Here is an 18,628-nt window from a genome sequence, read left to right as displayed (position 1 = left end):
ATCAACTGCAGTGCGTCTAATCTAGATTACGAACCCATCCGAGAACAAAGTGAACTAGGAGTGAAATGCATCTTTATTCTGCACACCTAGCCGGATGGGCCAGCCCTGCAGATGTATTCGTTCAGTTCTATGCAGATGAGGCTTATGCCTTTTGGTTAGATCGTGAGACTCACCCCACTGAGCCCTACAGCGTAATCGGGGCCGGAACCGCTGAACAACTTGGCGATGAACCCATGAAGCTATTGGGTGAGGCTGCGGCACTGCACGGGTATGCAGGTATAGCCAGTGAGATTGAATCACTCGAGTTACCGTTCAGTTGGAGACCAGGTCTTGTTGGTGCACTTCACTACGAAGGCAACAGCGAAGGTAATGGCGAGACTGGGTTTATCCGTGTGGATAGAGCCATAGTCTTTGATCACTCGACCAAGAGCATGTATTTTCTCGGTCTCTTTGCAAACCAGAGTGATTTTGTCCATTGGCACCACGCAGCACTGCTCAGGCTCACTCTGGTTGGTGGGCAACAGTCGATTTATCGCGTCAAACACGCGTCAAGGCAGTCTTCAGCCCGCGTAGCACTTCGTCACAGCCCCGATAACTACTTGCGCATGATTGAGAAGGCCCAAGAGTACATTGCGGCAGGTGACGTTTATCAAATTTGCTTGACAAACGAGTTGACCATTGAAACCCAGGCTGACCCGCTTTATACCTTTCTAAAACTGAGAGAAATAAACGCAGCGCCTTATTCTGCCTACCTTCGTTTAGCTAACACCGTGGTGGTCAGCAGCTCACCAGAACAGTTTTTGCAGGTTGGTGTAGATGGTCTAATCAGCACCAAGCCGATCAAAGGCACACGCGGCAGGGGAGCGGCAGAGGTAGAAGATCAGGCTATTGCCGATGAATTGCGCGAAAACCTAAAAGAGCGCGCTGAAAACCTAATGATCGTAGATCTGATGCGCAATGACCTATCGAGGGTTGCGCTCGCCGAATCAGTGAGTGTGACCAAACTCTTCGAGGTCGAGAGCTACGCAACGGTTCACCAATTGGTGTCAACCGTGCAAGCGCAGCTGAAGCCAAATCTCGACGTCAGCGATGTGCTTCAGGCGGCATTTCCGGGTGGTTCAATGACCGGTGCTCCGAAGATTCGTGCGATGCAAATCATCCGTGAATTAGAACTTGGCCCTAGGGGAGTGTATTCGGGGGCAATTGGCTATGTTGGTGTCGATGGCAGCGCCGAATTTGGCATGGTTATTCGTACGCTCGTGTTCAAGGCTGGGTTTGCCAAGCTGGGTGTCGGTGGCGGCATCACTAGCGACTCGGTTCCCCAGGCCGAACTTGCTGAAACCCAACTTAAGGCTCAGGTCTTGTTGCGGGTGTTGAATGCGGTTGACCCCTGGGCCTAATTTGCTTGGCTACTTGGTAATCTTGAACCTTAGAACTGTTTTTGAGTTCAAGACTTCGAAGAGTGAGTAAATGACTGAGCAAAACGCGCCTGCAGAGAGCGAATACGACGTATCCGCCATCCAAGATAAATGGCTTCCAATCTGGGATGAACTGCGACCTTTTGCATCAGGTAACGCTGGCGATGCCCGCCCTAAGAAGTATGTGCTCGACATGTTTCCTTACCCGTCTGGCGACCTTCACATGGGTCACGCAGAGGCTTATGCCCTTGGCGATGTAATCTCGCGCTACTGGGTACAAAAAGGCTTCAACGTCATGCACCCAATCGGTTGGGACTCATTCGGTCTACCAGCAGAAAACGCTGCCATTAAGCGTGGCCTAGACCCAAAGGGTTGGACCTACGACAACATTGCTCAGCAACGATCTTCAATGCGTCGCTACGCCTGTTCATTTGACTGGGATCGCGTGCTGGTTACTTCAGACCCTATCTATTACCGCTGGAACCAGTGGTTGTTCCTAGAGTTCTACAACAAGGGTCTTGCATATCGCAAAAACTCAAATGTGAACTGGTGCCCTAGTTGCCAAACTGTGCTTGCCAACGAGCAGGTTGTGCAGGGCCTTTGTGAGCGATGCGACAGTGTCGTCACCAAGAAGGCGCTGACCCAGTGGTACTTCAAAGTAACTGAGTATGCCGACCGACTACTCGATGACCTGGATACCCTCGAGGGCAACTGGCCGTCAAAGGTTCTTTCAATGCAGCGCAACTGGATCGGCCGTTCATACGGTGCCGATGTCGACTTCGTGATCGAGGGTCGAACCGAGCCGGTAACCGTGTTTACCACTCGTCCTGACACCTTGTTTGGTGCCACTTTCATGGTGGTCGCTGCCGACAGTGCTCTTGCCACCGAATTGGTAGCTGGTGCTGACGAAAGCATCCGTGCCGAGTTTGCGGCATATCTTGAAATGGTCAAACAGTCGAACGACATTGAGCGTCTGGCAACTGACCGACCAAAGACTGGCGTGAATCTAGGCCGATTCGCTATCAACCCGGTCAATGGCGAGAAGCTGCCAATTTTTGCCTCTGACTATGTTTTGGCCGACTATGGCCATGGCGCAATCATGGCCGTGCCAGCGCACGATCAGCGCGACCTAGATTTTGCTAAGGCAATGGGGCTACCTGTTCAGGTTGTTGTCGACACCGATGAAGAAGACCCAGCTGTAACCGGTGTTGCAACCACTGGCGAGGGCGTTTTGGTCAACTCTGGTGCTCTAAACGGTCTTTCGAAAACCGATGCAATCAACAAAATCGCAGAGATTCTAGAGGCTGATGGCAAAGGCAAGAAAGCTAAAAACTTTAGACTTCGCGACTGGTTGATTTCTCGTCAACGCTACTGGGGAACTCCAATCCCGATCATCCACTGCGCAAATTGTGGAGAAGTGCCGGTGCCGCAAGATCAACTTCCAGTTGAACTTCCATCGGCCGAAGGGCTTGACCTTAAGCCAAAGGGAACCTCACCGCTCGGTGGAGCTACCGAGTGGTTGAATGTTGCCTGCCCTAAGTGTGGCGGAGCGGCTCAGCGTGACACTGACACCATGGATACCTTCGTGGATTCGTCGTGGTATTTCTTGAGATTCTTGTCACCAAATTCAACCGAAGTAGCTTTTCCTAAAGATGAAGCTGCTGCTTGGGCGCCGGTCGACCAATACGTCGGCGGAGTAACTCATGCGATTTTGCATCTTCTTTATGCCCGATTCATTACCAAAGTTCTTCATGACCTTGGTCAGATTGACTTCGAAGAGCCGTTCACTCGCTTGTTGAACCAAGGCATGGTTTTGATGAATGGTTCGGCGATGTCAAAATCGCGCGGAAACATCGTTGCGCTGAGCGAACAGCTAGATGAGCACGGTGTGGATGCAGTTCGTCTCACCATGTCGTTTGCTGGCCCACCAGAAGACGACATCGACTGGGCTGATGTGTCACCAGCTGGCGCAGCCAAGTTCTTGGCTCGAGCCTGGAGAGCAGCAAATGACGTTACCAGCGAGCCTGGGGTAGCAGTTGCCACCGGAAACCGTGAACTTCGCAAGGCAACGCACACTTTCTTGCGTGATTTTGGGCCACTCATTGAAGGTTTCAAATTCAATGTTGGTGTAGCTAAAATCATGGAATTGGTAAACGCACTTCGAAAAGCAATTGACGGTGAAGCTGGGTCTGCAGACCCGGCGGTTCGTGAGGCGGCCGAAATCGTGGCTAAGTCTCTATCGTTGTTCGCTCCCTACACAGCTGAAGACATGTGGCAAAAGTTGGGCTATGAGCCTGGTGTTGCACTCGCTGGTTTACCCGACGCTGATCTATCGCTTTTGGTTGAAAGTAGCGTTGTTGCAATTGTTCAGGTAGACGGAAAACTTCGAGACAAGTTTGAGGTTGCTGTCGACATTACTGAGGATGAGTTGCGTGCCAAGGCAATGTCATCTGATGCGGTGCTTCGTGCAATTGGAGAAAAAACGGTGGTAAATACCATTGTTCGAGCTCCAAAGCTTGTCAACATAGCTACTAAATAGCTCGTTTTCCACAGTTAGCATTTGAGTGCCCTGCCTATTGGCAGGGCGCTCTACTTTTAAGCAATGAACTGGTTGAGAACCGCAATATCTGAGGCTTTGGCAGGCTCTCGACCTGTATCCCGCAAGCTCTTAATCGCGTTGGGTTTATTAGTAGCGAGCGTAGTTTTCGTGATTAGTAATTTGAGTACTCCTTCAGCTGGCCAACAAACGATTCCAAATACCGATCCATCCGGTGAAATGGTCAGTGCTGACGGTCAGGTAGCTGCACAAGTGGTGAATCAAGCAAAAATTTTCATTCACATCATTGGTGCGGTTAAATCCCCAGGCATTTATGAACTCGACGCAGGGTCAAGAGTTGTTGACTCCGTATTTGCCGCCGGAGGGCTTACCTCATTGGCAGACCAGTCCAGTGTCAATTTGGCGCGCGCATTAACTGACGGTGAGCAAATCTTTATCGGTGTTGTTGGGCAGACGGCGAATGCAGGTGTTGCACATAGTGACCAAAACAATCTCATCAATTTGAATCGGGCTTCTGTCGCTGAACTTGAGGGATTACCGGGAGTTGGGCCAGCATTAGCCGGCCGACTGGTTGATTGGCGGGAGGCCAACGGTGGCTTCAAAAAGAAAGAAGACCTGCTCGAGGTGAGTGGAATTGGAGACAAGCTTTACTCCGGAATCAAAGATTTGATTTCGTTATGAAAACTTGGTTTGCTGCTGCACTCCTTTGGGCAGTCTTAGCAATTGTGCAAAATATCCAGGGATTGCATTAGTTTGCGCAAACTATTTAGATTCCTAGTTCCGGCGATAGTTTCGCTCGCGCTTGGTTTGACCTCATTTATTCTTCAGCTCCAGCCACGAACAACTGATTTACAGGTGGTCGCGACAAATTTCGCTGAAATCGAAGCTGACTTTGAATTTCTAGATACACCGCAGATAGCATCGACGAAGTTCAGGGGTTATCGTGCGGCTTTCAAAATTCTGCGCTACAAGAAAGATTCCGGTTCAACTGAATCTTGGATTCCCGCTAGTGCGTTCGGCCAATTATCTATGACCGAGGTTGAGAGCTGGCAAATGCGAGGTGCGGTTGCTCGATGCAATTTAACTTCAAAACCAGCGCCTCAGGGCACACGATTCTTTCTTTATGCAAGTTGCAAGAATCCCCAACTTTTGAAGAAGGCGCCTACTCAAGCGCAATTGATCGAGAATATTCGCTCGAGCTTCATGGCAAATCTAAGTGGACTATCGGAGGAGTCAGCCGGTCTGGTTGCGGGTCTGGCTATCGGTGAAACCAGCAGGATTCCCGAGCAATTAGCAAATGATATGAAGAGCGTCTCTCTGACGCACTTGACCGCTGTTTCTGGGGCCAACTGCGCAATCGTGGTTGGAGTAATCTTCTTTCTGCTCAAGCGAAGAATCGCAAATCGTTCGTTAGTGTGCCTGTTATCTGCTTTTGGTCTTTTTCTTTATGTGCTCATAGTCGGCCCTGAACCGAGTGTTCTAAGGGCGGCAGTGATGGCACTGGCGGTAATTTTCGGTGTTTCCCTTGGCCGGAAAGCCGCAGCAGAGGTCGCCTTAGCATTGAGCATTTGCGTTCTTTTAATCGCAGATCCATGGTTGGCCACAAATTTTGGTTTCGCGTTGTCTGTGGCAGCAACTCTCGGCATCCTCCTGCTCGCAACCGGACTCACAGAACGCCTTAGTCGTCGCATGCCGAAATGGTTAGCAATTTCAATTTCCGTTGCGCTTGCGGCTCAGGTTTTCTGCTTGCCCGTTTTACTCCACTTGCAATCCGGAATCGCCAGTTATGCAATTCCGGCAAATGTAATCGCTGAGCCGCTAGTTGCTCCCATTACCGTTCTGGCTATGGCCGCGTGTTCGATTGCCTGGTTGTGGCCTTGGCTCGCTTCAGCATTGACCTGGATAGCTTCGGCTCTCGCCCAAATCATCGTTTTCATGGCTCATGAATTAGCCGCAGCCCCAATGCAGTCAATCTCCTGGCCGGTTGGTTTTTTAGGCATGGCTATGGCACTAGGGCTGGTGATCAGTTTCGTTCTGTTTTTTCGATTCGAAAATCACCGGCTAAAACTTCTTGGCGCTGCGCTCACAATGATTTTGGTGGCAAGTGTTTTCGGCGGTTTTGGTCACAAGCTTCAGTCACAACATAAATGGTCTGGTCAACCATGGCAGATTGTTGCATGCGACGTTGGGCAGGGTGATGCGTTGGTTATTCGTTCCGCCGGTTTTACAGCGGTTTTAGACGTCGGCAAGACCGATGCTTTGATTAACTCATGCCTAGACAGTTTGGGTATTTCAAACATTGACCTTCTGGTCCTCACGCATTTTGATTTAGATCATGTTGGCGGCATCAAAGGGGCGCTCAGTTCTCGGCAGGTTCGCACTGCAATGCTGTCTCCTTTTGAAGATCAAAGGTGGGCTGCGTCTCAGGTTTTAGAGAACCTTGACCAACATGGTGTCCAGGTCATTGATGGCGAGGTTGGCATGACGGGGGCAATCGGAGAAATTTCTTGGAAGGTATTGAGCCCACACCACAATGCCATCGGTTCTGAAGATTCAAACGATGCAAGTATTGCGATGCTGTTTTCTTCGGCGAATTTTTACCTAGTGACACTGGCCGATTTGGGCGAAAAAGGTCAAATGAGGCTGGCTCAAGAAGCCGATACCTGGCTAGGGCGAGGTCTTGATGACCGGCCATTGATCCTCAAGGTAGCTCATCACGGATCTGCTGACCAATTTCCTGAATTCATCGAGGCACTAAGGCCTGACCTGGCTTTAGTTTCAGTGGGTAAGGGTAATTCCTACGGTCACCCAACAAAGCGCACGATGGATTTATTAGAGCTTTCAGGCGCCCAAATTTTGCGAACAGATGAAAGTGGTTCAATTGCGATTTGGGCAACCAAAGCGGGCCTCGCCTATTCGCTCGCAGGTAGGCTGGACTAGTGAGTAAGGCAAGGCAAGTTGATTGGCGCAAGGCGCATGCATCGCCGGTCGTATTTGTCTCAGGCTCTGAAGAGTTCTTTGCCTCGCGTGCCATTCGTGCTGTGCGCGAAGAGCTCAAGACTGTGGATGCCGCCTTAGAGATTCACGAACTCGACGCCGCTGACTACACCGCTGGCACATTGCTGAATCTAACCAGCCCGTCGCTTTTTGCTGAGCCTCGTTTGGTAATCGTTAGGGGTGTCGAGCGTTGTAGCGACGACTTCATAACTGACGGTATTCGATACCTGGATTCACCCACCGAAGACACCACAGTCATCATTAGGCACAACAGTTCGAGCGTGCGGGGCAAAAAGCTGGTTGACTCCCTGCGTGAAAACCACATGGTGATTGAAATTGCCTGCGCTGAATTGAAAAAAGATGCCGACCGTCAAGCTTTTGTTCAATCAGAGTTTGCCGGTGCCGAACGCAAAATCCAGCCGGCCGCGGTTAGGGCACTGCTAGATGCCTTTGCCGACGATACGGCTGAGCTTGCCGCTGCCTGCAGCCAACTGCTGATGGACAGCGCTGACACAATTACCGAAGCAATCGTTGAGCGCTATTACAGTGGCCGTATCGAAACGAATGCATTCAAGGTAGCTGATGCTGCACTTGCTGGGCGTGCTGGCGAAGCGCTTTCTTTATTGCGTCACGCTCTTGCCACCGGAGCTGATCCGGTTCCACTAGTTGCAGCTATTTCGATGAAAGTTCGACAACTGGCCAGGGTTTTTGGTAATCGTTCAGCGTCAGCCGCAAGTTTGGGAATGGCGCCTTGGCAACTTGATAAAGCTCGAAAAGAGTTGGTTGGTTGGTCTGATGACGGGCTGGCGGCTGCCATCATGGCGCTTGCCGACGCAGACGCTGCCGCAAAGGGTGCAGAACGAGACCCGGTCTATTCGCTTGAGAAATTGATTCATCTAATTGCCCACAAAGGGGAGAACCGTTCTTGACCAAAGCAAAAATTTCGCTGCTAAGCCTTTTTGCTTTAGTCGCCATTTCAATTGTTTTGCGACCTCCAGTGGCTGCAATTGGGCCATTGCTCAATGAAATCAGTCTTTCGCTTGATCTAAACGCGGCTCAAACTTCGGCTCTGAACGCTGCGCCAGTTCTTTGCTTTGGTTTGGGAGCATTTTTGTCGCCTTGGCTGGCTAGAAAAGTTGGTCTCAACGTCGCGATGATGATATCTCTCGCAGTTTTATTATTGGCACTGGTGCTTCGCCTCAGCTTCGGTTTTATTGGTCTCATGGTTGGCACTCTTGCCGCAGGTTTATCAATCGCGGTTGCGAATGTGCTCTTGCCTACGGTCGTTCGCTCAGATTTTCCCAACCGTGTGCCCTTGATAACCGGGGTCTACACAACTCTTCTCGCGCTTTCCGCCAGCTTTGCGGCCTGGGCTTCTGTTGCAAGCAGTAGCGCATTGGGGGGTTGGGTTTTTGCCCTGGGAATTTGGGCCTTGCCGTCACTTCTCGCAGTCTTGCTGTGGATTCCAAAATTACTCAATCGCGAAGTTGTAACCGAAGAGAAACCGCAAACTGCAAGTGCCGAGCGTAGGGCAGTTATGCGTTCGCCCCTAGCTTGGGCCATAGTGGGCTTTTTCGGCTTTCAGTCACTCGGTTTCTATGCCGTTTTGGGATGGATGCCTGCGATATTGCTAGAAGCTGGTTTCAGTGCCGAGCAATCAAGTAACTACCTGGGCTTCACCACTGCAATCGGAATTCCCTTTGGTTTGCTGCTGTCGTTCATCTTGAGTAGATTCAAGTCGCTGGCTTGGTTGGCCGCCGGAGCAAGTCTTGTATCTACGAGCGGTTTTGTTTTGCTATTTATCGCGACCACCAGCGCGCCGAGTCTCTTGGTTTTGGCTTGTGTTCTGCTAGGTGTTGGTCAGTCGTCAACTTTTCCGATGTCGCTGTCGTTGATCGGAACAAAGGCGAGGACTCAAGCTCTAACCACCCAGCTATCAGCAATGTCCCAGGGGTGGGGTTACCTAATTTCAGCTGCTGGCACATTTGCTCTCGGTTACCTTGCGGCGATTTGCCATGGATGGCAAGTCAGCATTGTGGTGCTTATTTCAATATCTGCTGTGCAGGTTTTGGTTGGCTTCGCATCTGGCGGCCGAGGCCGAATCTCTTAGGCCGTCTGACAATCGAAACGATTAAAGCAAAACCCCGAAGCCTAAGCTTCGGGGTTTTTGAAAACCTTTGAGGTCTTTGAAAACTGTGTGGCTTATAGAGCCGCAACCTTCTTAGCAAGAGCTGACTTGCGGTTAGCTGCGTTGTTCTTGTGTAGAACACCCTTTGAAACTGCCTTGTCTAGCTTCTTGCCAGCAAGTGCTAGTGCTGCTGCTGCAGCTGCCTTGTCTCCGCTTGCAGTTGCTTCGCGAGATGCGCGAATAGCAGTCTTAACCTCGCTGCGAACAGCCTTGTTGCGCTCTGCAGCCTTTAGGTTGGTGCCAATGCGCTTGATCTGTGACTTGATGTTTGCCATGTTTCACTTTCTTGGATTGCATACCTGCTGCTGCAGGCACGCTGAACAATTCAAAACTTGTGGATTTTAGGTGGAGACACTCACCTGTATCGAGGTCTAATGCTACCAGTGATATCAATGATTGGGCAAGTGAATTCCGCAGTGTGGCGCAGTCAATGTGAGAGAATAGAGAAACCGAAACATCGGTCTCTTTCAAATTAAACCCAGAGGTAGATTTTGTCGCCACGCGCAACCCGCCGCCTTGAACCGGCGAAGACCGATCCGGCGTTCATTCGCAATTTCTGCATCATCGCTCACATTGACCACGGCAAGTCAACGCTTGCCGACCGAATGTTGCAGCTCACCGGTGTAGTTGACGACCGCTCAATGCGCGCTCAATACCTAGACCGAATGGACATCGAGCGCGAGCGTGGTATCACCATTAAGTCACAGGCGGTTCGTATGCCGTGGGAGGTTGCTGGCGAGACTTATGCACTGAACATGATTGACACGCCAGGTCACGTTGACTTCACCTATGAAGTGTCACGTTCATTGGCTGCTTGTGAGGGTGCTGTGCTTCTAGTAGATGCAGCCCAAGGCATTGAGGCCCAAACCCTGGCAAACCTTTATTTGGCTATGGAGAATGACTTAAAAATCATCCCAGTTCTGAACAAGATTGACTTGCCAGCTGCCCAGCCCGAAAAATACGCTGAAGAGCTCGCAAATCTAATTGGCGGAAACCCTGAAGACTGCCTTCGCGTTTCGGGTAAGACCGGCATGGGTGTTGACTCGCTGCTTGACCTTATTGTTGGCGAAGTTCCAGCTCCGGTTGGTGACCCAAACGCGCCAGCTCGCGCAATGATTTTTGACTCTGTTTATGACAGCTACCGCGGCGTTGTGACCTACGTTCGTATGATCGACGGCCACTTGAAGCCACGCGAGCAGATCACCATGATGTCGACCAAAGCTGTGCACGAGGCACTTGAAATTGGTGTTTCTTCACCAGAGCCTGAACCAACCAAGGGGCTTGGTGTCGGTGAGGTTGGTTACTTGATCACAGGTGTGAAAGACGTGCGCCAATCCAAGGTGGGTGACACGGTCACCACCAAGCTAAACCCAGCAACCGAGGCACTAAAGGGTTACGCTGACCCAAAGCCGATGGTTTTCTCAGGCGTTTACCCAATTGATGGTTCTGATTACCCGGTTTTGCGTGAGGCACTAGACAAGCTAAAGCTTTCTGATGCCGCGCTGGTTTACGAACCTGAGACCTCAGTTGCCCTTGGTTTCGGTTTCCGTATCGGCTTTCTCGGCCTATTGCACCTTGAGATTGTCACTGAGCGCCTAGAGCGCGAATTCGGTCTAGACCTAATTGCGACCGCGCCTTCAGTGGTCTACGAGGTGACTCTAGAAAACGGCGATGAAATCACCGTGACCAACCCGAGCGAGTTTCCTGGCGGAAAAATCAAGAAGATTCTTGAGCCGATTGTTCGCGCGACTATTTTGAGCCCTAAAGACTACGTCGGCACCATCATGGAGCTTTGTCAGAGTCGACGCGGAACCATGATCGACATGCAATACCTGGGTGAAGATCGTGTTCAACTTCGCTACACTCTGCCGCTGGCTGAGATCGTCTTCGATTTCTTTGATCAGCTGAAGAGCAAAACTGCAGGTTACGGTTCGCTTGACTATGAAGAAATTGGCTTAGAAGAGGGCGACCTGGTCAAGGTTGACCTGCTGCTTCAAGGAGAGCAGGTTGACGCATTTAGCGCCATCGTTCACCGTGATAAGGCTTACGCATACGGCGTGATGATCACCGGAAAACTTCGTGAGTTGATTCCGCGCCAACAGTTTGAGGTACCTATTCAGGCTGCAATTGGCGCCAGAATCATCGCTCGAGAGTCAATCCGCGCTATGAGAAAAGACGTTCTCGCCAAGTGCTACGGTGGCGACATTAGCCGCAAGCGCAAGCTTCTCGAGAAGCAAAAAGAGGGTAAGAAGCGCATGAAGACTATTGGTCGCGTTGAGGTACCTCAAGAGGCCTTTATCGCCGCGCTTTCTACCGATGGTGAGAAAAAGGGCGAGAAGAAGGGCAAGTAGTGGCTGGGCCACTACCAATCGCAGACCCGGCGCCAGCCGATGGTTTGTTGCCAAACCAAGCCAGACTTGGTGCTGAAAGTCGAACTTTTCACGGATACGTTCACATTCCGTTTTGTCGCGTTCGCTGCGGCTATTGTGACTTCAACACCTACACCGCCACCGAACTTGAGGGCGCGAATCAGTCTGACTACGCAGAAATTCTGATTCAAGAAATAGCTTTCAGCGCTGAGGTTATGGCTAAGTCCAACGTTCCTGCGCGCAAGCTGTCATCCGTGTTCTTTGGCGGAGGTACACCAACCCAATTGCCAGCAGCCGATCTCACTAGAATTCTCGCAGCGCTGAGCGAGACCTTCGGTATCTTGCCAGGTGCCGAAATTACTACTGAAGCTAATCCAGACACAGTTGACCTCGAATACCTGCAGCAGCTCGCCACCGGCGGTTTCAACAGAATCTCGTTCGGTATGCAATCAGCAGTTGATTCGGTGCTAAAAACGCTAGAACGAACCCATAATCCGGCAAATGTTTCAAAAGCAGTCGCTGCGGCAAAGCAGGCGGGTTTAGAGGTCTCGGTTGATTTGATCTATGGCGCGCCAGGCGAGAGCTTGGATGAATGGCGCGAGAGCCTCGAGACCGCACTGGCGCTTGAACCTGACCACATTTCTGCCTATGCGCTAATTGTTGAAGACGGCACCAAGCTAGCTCGGCAAATCAAGAGTGGGCAATTAGCAGAGCCAGACGAAGACCTCCAGGCTGACAAATACGAACTTGCCGAGTCAATGCTCGAAAAGGCTGGTTTCGGTTGGTACGAAGTTAGCAACTGGGCCAAGCTTGATTCTGTTGCCTCGACCAATTCGCACCAATCCGCTCATAACCTGAGCTACTGGAATTCGCAAGACTGGTGGGGTTACGGACCAGGCGCGCATAGCCATGTTGGGGGAGTGCGCTGGTGGAACGTGAAGCATCCGAGCGCCTACGGTCAAAAAATCACGGATGGAATCTCGTCAGCTGCTGGGCGTGAAACTCTCGACGACCGGGTGCGACTAGAAGAGCGAATTTTGCTCGAGATTCGAATTGCGACTGGAGTATCGATTGAATTGGCAAAGCAGGTTCATCAAGATGCAGCTAAGCTCATCGCCGGTTTCATTGCCGACGGTCTAATCGATGCTGCCAGCGCGATACAGGGTCAAATTAAACTCACGCTGAAGGGGCGATTACTGGCTGACTCACTGGTAAGGCAATTACTCGGCTAACCTGCTTGTCTCCTAGTGAATGTGATGAAATTGCGGGTAATATTGGCACTCAGGTGGTTCGAGTGCTAAAGATACGGAGGCAAGAATGATTCCCGAGCGCAGTCTCGAAGTTCTTCGTGCAATCGTGCAGGACTACATCGTCAGCAAAGAGCCGGTTGGCTCCAAATCTCTCGTTGAGCGCCATGCTTTTGGCGTTTCAGCGGCCACGATTCGCAATGACATGGCCTTTCTCGAAGACGAAGAGCTAATTCATGCGCCACACACCTCAGCGGGCCGCGTTCCTACCGACAAGGGTTACCGTCTTTTCGTTGATCGCTTGAGCGAGGTAAAGCCGCTCAACTCTTCAGAGAAACTTGCCATCGAGCACTTCATGGCTGGCTCAGCAGACTTGGATGAAACCCTGAGTCGCACCGTTCGCTTGCTTTCTCAACTAACCAACCAAGTGGCTATGGTTCAGTACCCGACCCTTGGCAAAAGTTCGATTCGACAGATCGAACTTGTTACTGTCGGAGACACAAAAGTTTTATTGATCTTGATCACCGATAGCGGTCGAATTCAGCAGCATGTGATCGAACTTGGTGTTCACATCGACCTCACCACGATTAATGCAATCAAGGGTCGTCTTAATGAGGTTCTTGTGGCTAAGCCCCTCAATGCCGTTGCTGAGGCACTTGCCACGGTTAAATTCGAGCTTCAACCACAAGATCAACTATCTGCCGCGACCATTGTTTCGGGAGTTCTTGAGCTTGTTGCTGCCAATCGTCAAGACAAAATCATCCTTGCCGGAGCCGCGAATTTAGCTCGCCGTGAAGAGGATTTTCCGGGCAGTATCTCTCCGGTTTTAGAGGCCATCGAAGAGCAGGTGGTTTTGCTCAAACTAATCACCGAAATGCAAGCCGAACAGCACGGGGTTAGCCTTCGCATCGGCCGTGAAAACACTTATGAAGGCTTGACTAGCGCTTCAGTGGTTGTCAGCGGCTATGAAAACCAAGGCAGCGAAATTGCCAAGCTGGGCGTCATTGGCCCAACCCGAATGGACTATTCATCAAACATTGCGTCGGTACGAGCAGTTGCTAGATATCTGACCAAAGCTTTAGGGAATTGAGGAAACAGTGGCAGACCACTATGAAGTTCTAGGTGTCGCTCGCGACGCAAGTGAAGATCAGATCAAAAAGGCCTATCGCAAGTTGGCTCGTGAACTTCACCCGGATGTCAATCCTGCACCCGAGGCGCAAGAGCGATTCAAGCTAGTTACTCACGCCTACGAGGTTCTGAGTGATAGTGATTCACGTCGCCAGTACGACCAGGGTGGCCAGAACCCTTTCGGTTCTGCAGGCTTCGGCGGTTTCGGAGACATCTTTGACACGTTCTTTGGCGGGGGAGGCCAAAGAGGCCCTCGTTCGCGTCAGGAGCGCGGTCAGGATGCACTCATCCGAGTTGATTTGAAACTTGATGAAGTTGTTTTTGGCGTTGAAAAAGAACTTGAGGTTGACACCGCTGTGCTGTGCACCACCTGCAATGGTGACTGCTGCAGACCAGGAACCTCAATGGTCACCTGTGACGTTTGTCGCGGTGCTGGCCAGATTCAGCGTCAGGTTCGTTCACTTCTCGGCAACGTGGTTACTTCATCGCCATGCGGAACCTGTAGAGGTTTTGGTCAGACGATTCCTGAGCCTTGTTTGGATTGCCGCGGCCAGGGTCGCGTGCGAGCCCGTCGCAAGATCGACCTGAACATCCCCGGTGGTGTTGAAGATGGCTTGCGACTGCAGCTTTCTGGGCAGGGTGAGGTTGGTTTCGCAGGCGGACCAAGCGGAGACCTCTACGTTGACGTCGCAGTTGCGCCACACGAGACATTCGGCCGCGATGGTGATGATCTAACTTGCATCATAGAAGTTCCACTTCACGATGCAGTTCTCGGTGCGCTAACCACCATCAACTCGTTCGATGGCGAAGAAAGAGTCGAGCTCGAACCGGGCTTGCAAACGGGAGATGTCATCACACTGAAAGGCAAAGGTGTGAAGCACCTTCGCGAGTCAGGTCGAGGCAACCTTCGCATTCAGGTGCAGGTTAAAACTCCAACCAAGCTTGATGCCAAGCAAAAAGAAATCTTCAGACAGTTGGCCAAACTTCGAAAGGCTGATTCGATCAAACTCGTCGAGCACTCTTCGAGTCGATTCGGCAAGCGTCGATAGTCATGGTTGAACCACTCTTCAAAGGCAATGTCGCTGGTGCGGTGGCCGGAGCTGAGATTGCTCTTACCGGCTCCGAAGGAAAGCATGCCGTTGCTGTGCGTCGAATGCGAGTTGGCGAAGGCATCCAGCTAACCGATGGCCTCGGCAAAAGAGTTCGCGGCAACGTTTCTGCGGTTGAACAAAATTCCTTGATGATTCGCGTTACCGATGTCATCGATGAGTCAGAACCTTCAGCGAAACTCACTCTTATTCAGGCTCTTGCAAAGGGTGATCGCGATGAACTCGCTGTTCAAGCGGCTACCGAATTGGGTGCCTGGCAAATCATTCCCTGGCAAGCTGAGCGTTCAATTTCGCGCTGGGATGGTCCGAAAATCTCCAAGGGCGTTGACCGATGGCAGGTGATCGTCGCCGAGGCGGCGAAACAATCGCTGAGAGTCTTTGAACCAAATGTGCAATTGCCTGTTTCAACCAAACAGATTTGCGAGCTGGTAAAGGATTTTGATCTGATCTTGGTGCTAGACCCAACAGCGGCTGCCGGATTAGGTTCGCAGGATTTTTCCGCACAAAACATTGCAATTGTGGTCGGGCCCGAAGGTGGAATTAGTGATCACGAACTTCAGTTTCTAGCCGATGCTGGGGCACGCCGAGTCAATCTTGGTGCACCGATTTTGCGTACCTCAACTGCCGGAGTTGCTGCAATTTCGGTGATTCTTGCCAAACTCGGCTACTGGAACTAGCAAACTTAAATCGAACCCGAAGGAGACCGGATTGTCAGACTGTATTTTCTGCAAAATTGCCAATGGTGAAATTGCCACGAATTTCGTCGCAGAAACTGAACTTTCAGTTGCCTTCTGGGACATCGCTCCGCAGAAACCTGTGCATGTGCTAGTGGTTCCTAAAGAACACCACTCAAATGTAGGTGAACTCGCATTTGCCAACCAGGCCGCACTGGTTGACCTCATTCAGCTTGGCGACAAAGTTGCCTCGCAGCTGTCAACCGGCTCATACAGATTTACTTTCAACACAGGAGCCGAGGCAGGTCAGACTGTCTTTCACGCCCACGGTCACATAACCAGCGAAACACCCAAGGAGCAACTTGTCTAACTCGTCTCCAGACCGCAAAGTCGTTGAGCACCTTGAAGTTCAAGGAGTTCCTATGGTTGCGCTCTTTGGTTCTGAAGACAGGCTACTGAAGACCCTGGAACTGACTTATCCGGCTGTAGAAGTACACGCCCGTGGCAATGAAGTTGTTCTAACTGGCCAGGCATCCGAGGTTTCTAAAGCTAAGCGATTGGTTGAAGAGATGGTGGCCCTCATTGCCGCCGGTAAAGATCTGGTGCCTCAAGATCTTTCCCGTTCAGCAAAAATGCTCAGCTCAGACATTAAACCTGCCGATGTCCTGAGTCAGAGCATTCTTTCAAGCCGCGGCAAAAGCATTCGCCCTAAGACCCTCGGTCAAAAAAACTACGTTGATGCCATTGACGAAGCGACAATTGTTTTCGGGATCGGCCCCGCCGGCACGGGTAAGACCTACCTGGCAATGGCCAAAGCGGTTCAAGCATTGCAACGCAAAGAGGTAAGCCGCATTATTCTTACCCGCCCTGCGGTTGAGGCCGGAGAGCGTCTCGGGTTTCTGCCAGGAACCCTAAACGACAAGATCGACCCATACCTGAGACCACTATTCGATGCACTTCACGAAATGCTCGACGCCGAGGCTGTGCCTAAGTTGATGGCTGCCGGCACAATCGAGGTCGCTCCATTGGCGTACATGCGAGGCAGAACTCTGAACGACTCATTCATCATCTTGGATGAAGCCCAAAACACGACTCCTGAACAAATGAAGATGTTCCTGACTCGACTCGGTTTCAACTCAAAAATGGTTATTACCGGCGATATCACTCAGATTGACCTTCCGACTGGCTCGTCAGGTCTGAGAACAGCCGTCGAAGTTTTGAGCGATGTCGAAGACATGCACTTCGCAACTCTCACATCAGAAGATGTGGTGAGGCACACATTGGTATCAAAGATTGTTGATGCGTATTCGAAGTACGATGAATCTAAATTGAAGCCTGGAGCCAAGAAATAATGAGCATCGAAATTAACAACGAAACCGAGATTTCGGTTGACGAGGCTCGAGTGCTTCGCTTGGCAACCTTTGCTCTAAATGAACTTCACATTCACCCACAGGCTGATTTGGCAATTGTTTTCGTCGATGAACCTGCCATGGAGGTTTTGCACATCGAGTGGATGGACGAACCAGGCCCAACCGACGTTTTGAGTTTTCCGATGGATGAGCTTCGACCAGGAACCGAAGGCGAACTTACTCCAGCTGGTTTGCTTGGCGACATCGTTGTTTGCCCGCAGGTTGCTGCGAAGCAAGCTGAGGCTGCCGGGCACGAAACTATCAACGAAATTTTGCTGCTCACCACTCACGGAATTCTGCACTTGCTTGGCTTCGACCACGCAGAACCAGAAGAAGAAAAAGAAATGTTTGGCCTGCAAAAAGCCATTCTTGAATCCTTTTACGCAGCTGAAAGCGCTGCCTAGTTGATAGCCCTCGCAATCTGGTTGGCAGTTGTTTTAGCAGTGCTAACAACGCTGACGGCTATTACTAAGGCAGCCCTAGAAGCCGTTGAATCAGCCAAGGCAGAGTCTCTTGGTTTTGTGCGACTTCTGTTCACCGGAATCTTTGGCGTGGTAGTCGGTCAGGGAGTAGTACCACTTGGTCTCAAGTGGTGGTGGTCTGCACTTATTGCAACCGTTCTAATGCTCATTTTGCTATTCGGCTCGCAGTGGTCGGCAAAGCATCTGGGATCAACAAAATTTGGAACTTTTTTAGCAAAAGCATCAGCCAAAATCGTGAACTCGATTTATTTGATTTTCACCCCGATTTCGCTTCCGAAACTGGAGCAACCCGAAGAGTTCGAACAAGAGTTGCTAGATTCCGTTGAAGAATTCGGTGAAACTATCGTTCGAGAAATCATGGTTCCGAGAATCGACATGGCAACGGTTTCGGCAGACCTGAAACTTATTGAGGCTATGAGTATTTTTCTGGCTCGCGGTTATTCGCGTCTGCCGGTTGTCGGCAAAAATATTGACGACATCAGCGGCATTCTTTATCTCAAAGATGTAGCCCGACTGCTTCACGAAGACCCAAAGACAGCTGCAACTAAATCTGCATCTGATGTAGCTCGCAAAGTTATTTTTGTGCCTGAGTCAAAGCCGGTCGACGACCTTCTTCGCGAAATGCAATTGAGTTCGACTCATATCGCAATCATTATCGACGAGTATGGCGGTGTGGCTGGCCTAGCAACCATGGAAGACGTGATTGAAGAGATTGTTGGCGAAATCTCAGATGAATACGATCGTGAAGTTCCTGATTTCGAGAGTTTGGCTGATGGAACATTCCGAGTCAATGCTCGCTATTCGCTCGATGATTTGGGTGAACAGCTTGAGATTGAACTCGAAGATGAAGACGTGGATAGTGTTGGTGGCCTTCTTGCCAAGTCGCTCGGAAAGCTTCCGAAGATTGGCGACGAGGTAGTCACCTCGGGTCTTCGAATCACCGCGGATCGAATTGAAGGGCGCCGCAAGCGCCTGATCACCGTAATTGTTCAACGCGAACAAAATTTGGCCGACGCCCAGTCTGCCTTTGAGCAACTGGAGCAGGAGTAA

Annotated in this window: 16 protein-coding genes; 15 read left to right on the top strand and 1 reads right to left on the bottom strand. The window is 51.0% G+C overall.

The genetic code is table 11. The features are described 5' to 3' along the window. Window positions 1–65: 65 nt before the first annotated feature. From pabB to Q0L26_RS01430, 6 genes are all read left to right on the top strand, one after another. On the top strand, window positions 66–1,400 hold the full coding sequence (gene pabB / locus Q0L26_RS01455; protein ID WP_296646417.1) for an aminodeoxychorismate synthase component I: 1,335 nt from the start codon (window positions 66–68) through the stop codon (window positions 1,398–1,400). Between the two features lie 70 nt (window positions 1,401–1,470). Further along, entirely contained in the window at window positions 1,471–3,957 is a 2,487-nt protein-coding gene (gene leuS, locus Q0L26_RS01450) for a leucine--tRNA ligase (RefSeq protein WP_296646414.1), read from the top strand. A 138-nt stretch (window positions 3,958–4,095) separates the two neighbouring features. Then, the gene (locus tag Q0L26_RS01445) at window positions 4,096–4,656 is read left to right on the top strand and encodes a ComEA family DNA-binding protein (protein ID WP_296646408.1); all 561 of its coding nucleotides are present in this window, start codon (window positions 4,096–4,098) and stop codon (window positions 4,654–4,656) included. 72 nt (window positions 4,657–4,728) lie between these two features. Beyond that, a complete protein-coding gene (locus Q0L26_RS01440) occupies window positions 4,729–6,915 on the top strand; it encodes a ComEC/Rec2 family competence protein (RefSeq protein ID WP_296646403.1) in 2,187 nt (728 codons plus the stop codon). Further along, window positions 6,915–7,901 carry a DNA polymerase III subunit delta gene (gene holA, locus Q0L26_RS01435; RefSeq protein WP_296646401.1) on the top strand — a complete coding sequence of 329 codons (987 nt, stop codon included), beginning with the start codon at window positions 6,915–6,917 and terminating at the stop codon, window positions 7,899–7,901. The genes Q0L26_RS01440 and holA overlap by 1 nt, the downstream gene beginning before the upstream one ends. Further along, window positions 7,898–9,082, top strand: a complete 1,185-nt coding sequence (locus Q0L26_RS01430) for an MFS transporter (RefSeq protein ID WP_296646398.1) — start codon at window positions 7,898–7,900, stop codon at window positions 9,080–9,082. The genes holA and Q0L26_RS01430 overlap by 4 nt, the downstream gene beginning before the upstream one ends. A gap of 92 nt (window positions 9,083–9,174) precedes the next feature. Here Q0L26_RS01430 and rpsT read toward each other — a convergent pair whose 3' ends face one another. Continuing rightward, window positions 9,175–9,435 (bottom strand): 30S ribosomal protein S20, encoded by a 261-nt coding sequence (gene rpsT, locus Q0L26_RS01425; protein ID WP_296646396.1) that lies wholly within the window; start codon window positions 9,433–9,435, stop codon window positions 9,175–9,177. Window positions 9,436–9,651: 216 nt separating this feature from the next. Between rpsT and lepA the strand changes: the two genes are divergently transcribed. The 9 genes from lepA (at window position 9,652) to Q0L26_RS01380 (ending at window position 18,628) form a co-directional block, all read left to right on the top strand. Beyond that, window positions 9,652–11,511 (top strand): translation elongation factor 4, encoded by a 1,860-nt coding sequence (gene lepA, locus Q0L26_RS01420; RefSeq protein WP_296646393.1) that lies wholly within the window; start codon window positions 9,652–9,654, stop codon window positions 11,509–11,511. Next, the gene (gene hemW / locus Q0L26_RS01415) at window positions 11,511–12,761 is read left to right on the top strand and encodes a radical SAM family heme chaperone HemW (protein WP_296646389.1); all 1,251 of its coding nucleotides are present in this window, start codon (window positions 11,511–11,513) and stop codon (window positions 12,759–12,761) included. The genes lepA and hemW overlap by 1 nt, the downstream gene beginning before the upstream one ends. A gap of 85 nt (window positions 12,762–12,846) precedes the next feature. Further along, window positions 12,847–13,866 (top strand): heat-inducible transcriptional repressor HrcA, encoded by a 1,020-nt coding sequence (hrcA, locus tag Q0L26_RS01410; RefSeq protein ID WP_296646386.1) that lies wholly within the window; start codon window positions 12,847–12,849, stop codon window positions 13,864–13,866. Window positions 13,867–13,873: 7 nt separating this feature from the next. Then, window positions 13,874–14,953 (top strand): molecular chaperone DnaJ, encoded by a 1,080-nt coding sequence (gene dnaJ, locus Q0L26_RS01405; RefSeq protein ID WP_296646384.1) that lies wholly within the window; start codon window positions 13,874–13,876, stop codon window positions 14,951–14,953. 2 nt (window positions 14,954–14,955) lie between these two features. After that, the gene (locus Q0L26_RS01400; RefSeq protein WP_296646381.1) at window positions 14,956–15,690 is read left to right on the top strand and encodes a 16S rRNA (uracil(1498)-N(3))-methyltransferase; all 735 of its coding nucleotides are present in this window, start codon (window positions 14,956–14,958) and stop codon (window positions 15,688–15,690) included. Between the two features lie 31 nt (window positions 15,691–15,721). After that, window positions 15,722–16,057, top strand: a complete 336-nt coding sequence (locus Q0L26_RS01395; RefSeq protein WP_296646379.1) for an HIT domain-containing protein — start codon at window positions 15,722–15,724, stop codon at window positions 16,055–16,057. A gap of 52 nt (window positions 16,058–16,109) precedes the next feature. Next, a complete protein-coding gene (locus Q0L26_RS01390; protein WP_296646721.1) occupies window positions 16,110–17,039 on the top strand; it encodes a PhoH family protein in 930 nt (309 codons plus the stop codon). Further along, entirely contained in the window at window positions 17,039–17,500 is a 462-nt protein-coding gene (ybeY, locus tag Q0L26_RS01385; RefSeq protein ID WP_296646377.1) for an rRNA maturation RNase YbeY, read from the top strand. The genes Q0L26_RS01390 and ybeY overlap by 1 nt, the downstream gene beginning before the upstream one ends. After that, window positions 17,501–18,628, top strand: coding sequence for a hemolysin family protein (locus Q0L26_RS01380; protein WP_296646374.1), 1,128 nt, complete (start codon window positions 17,501–17,503; stop codon window positions 18,626–18,628).

This window comes from Rhodoluna sp., assembly GCF_024641065.1.
Lineage (GTDB): Bacteria > Actinomycetota > Actinomycetes > Actinomycetales > Microbacteriaceae > Rhodoluna.
This window is presented reverse-complemented; position numbering and strand designations above follow the sequence as displayed.

Bases quoted from the DNA above. Each gene is read 5' to 3' on its own strand.
- leuS (WP_296646414.1), top strand. From the start codon at position 1,471: ATGACTGAGCAAAACGCGCCTGCAGAGAGCGAATACGACGTATCCGCC.
- rpsT (WP_296646396.1), bottom strand. From the start codon at position 9,435: ATGGCAAACATCAAGTCACAGATCAAGCGCATTGGCACCAACCTAAAG.
- hrcA (WP_296646386.1), top strand. From the start codon at position 12,847: ATGATTCCCGAGCGCAGTCTCGAAGTTCTTCGTGCAATCGTGCAGGAC.
- Q0L26_RS01400 (WP_296646381.1), top strand. From the start codon at position 14,956: ATGGTTGAACCACTCTTCAAAGGCAATGTCGCTGGTGCGGTGGCCGGA.
- ybeY (WP_296646377.1), top strand. From the start codon at position 17,039: ATGAGCATCGAAATTAACAACGAAACCGAGATTTCGGTTGACGAGGCT.
- Q0L26_RS01390 (WP_296646721.1), top strand. From the start codon at position 16,110: ATGGTTGCGCTCTTTGGTTCTGAAGACAGGCTACTGAAGACCCTGGAA.
- pabB (WP_296646417.1), top strand. From the start codon at position 66: ATGCATCTTTATTCTGCACACCTAGCCGGATGGGCCAGCCCTGCAGAT.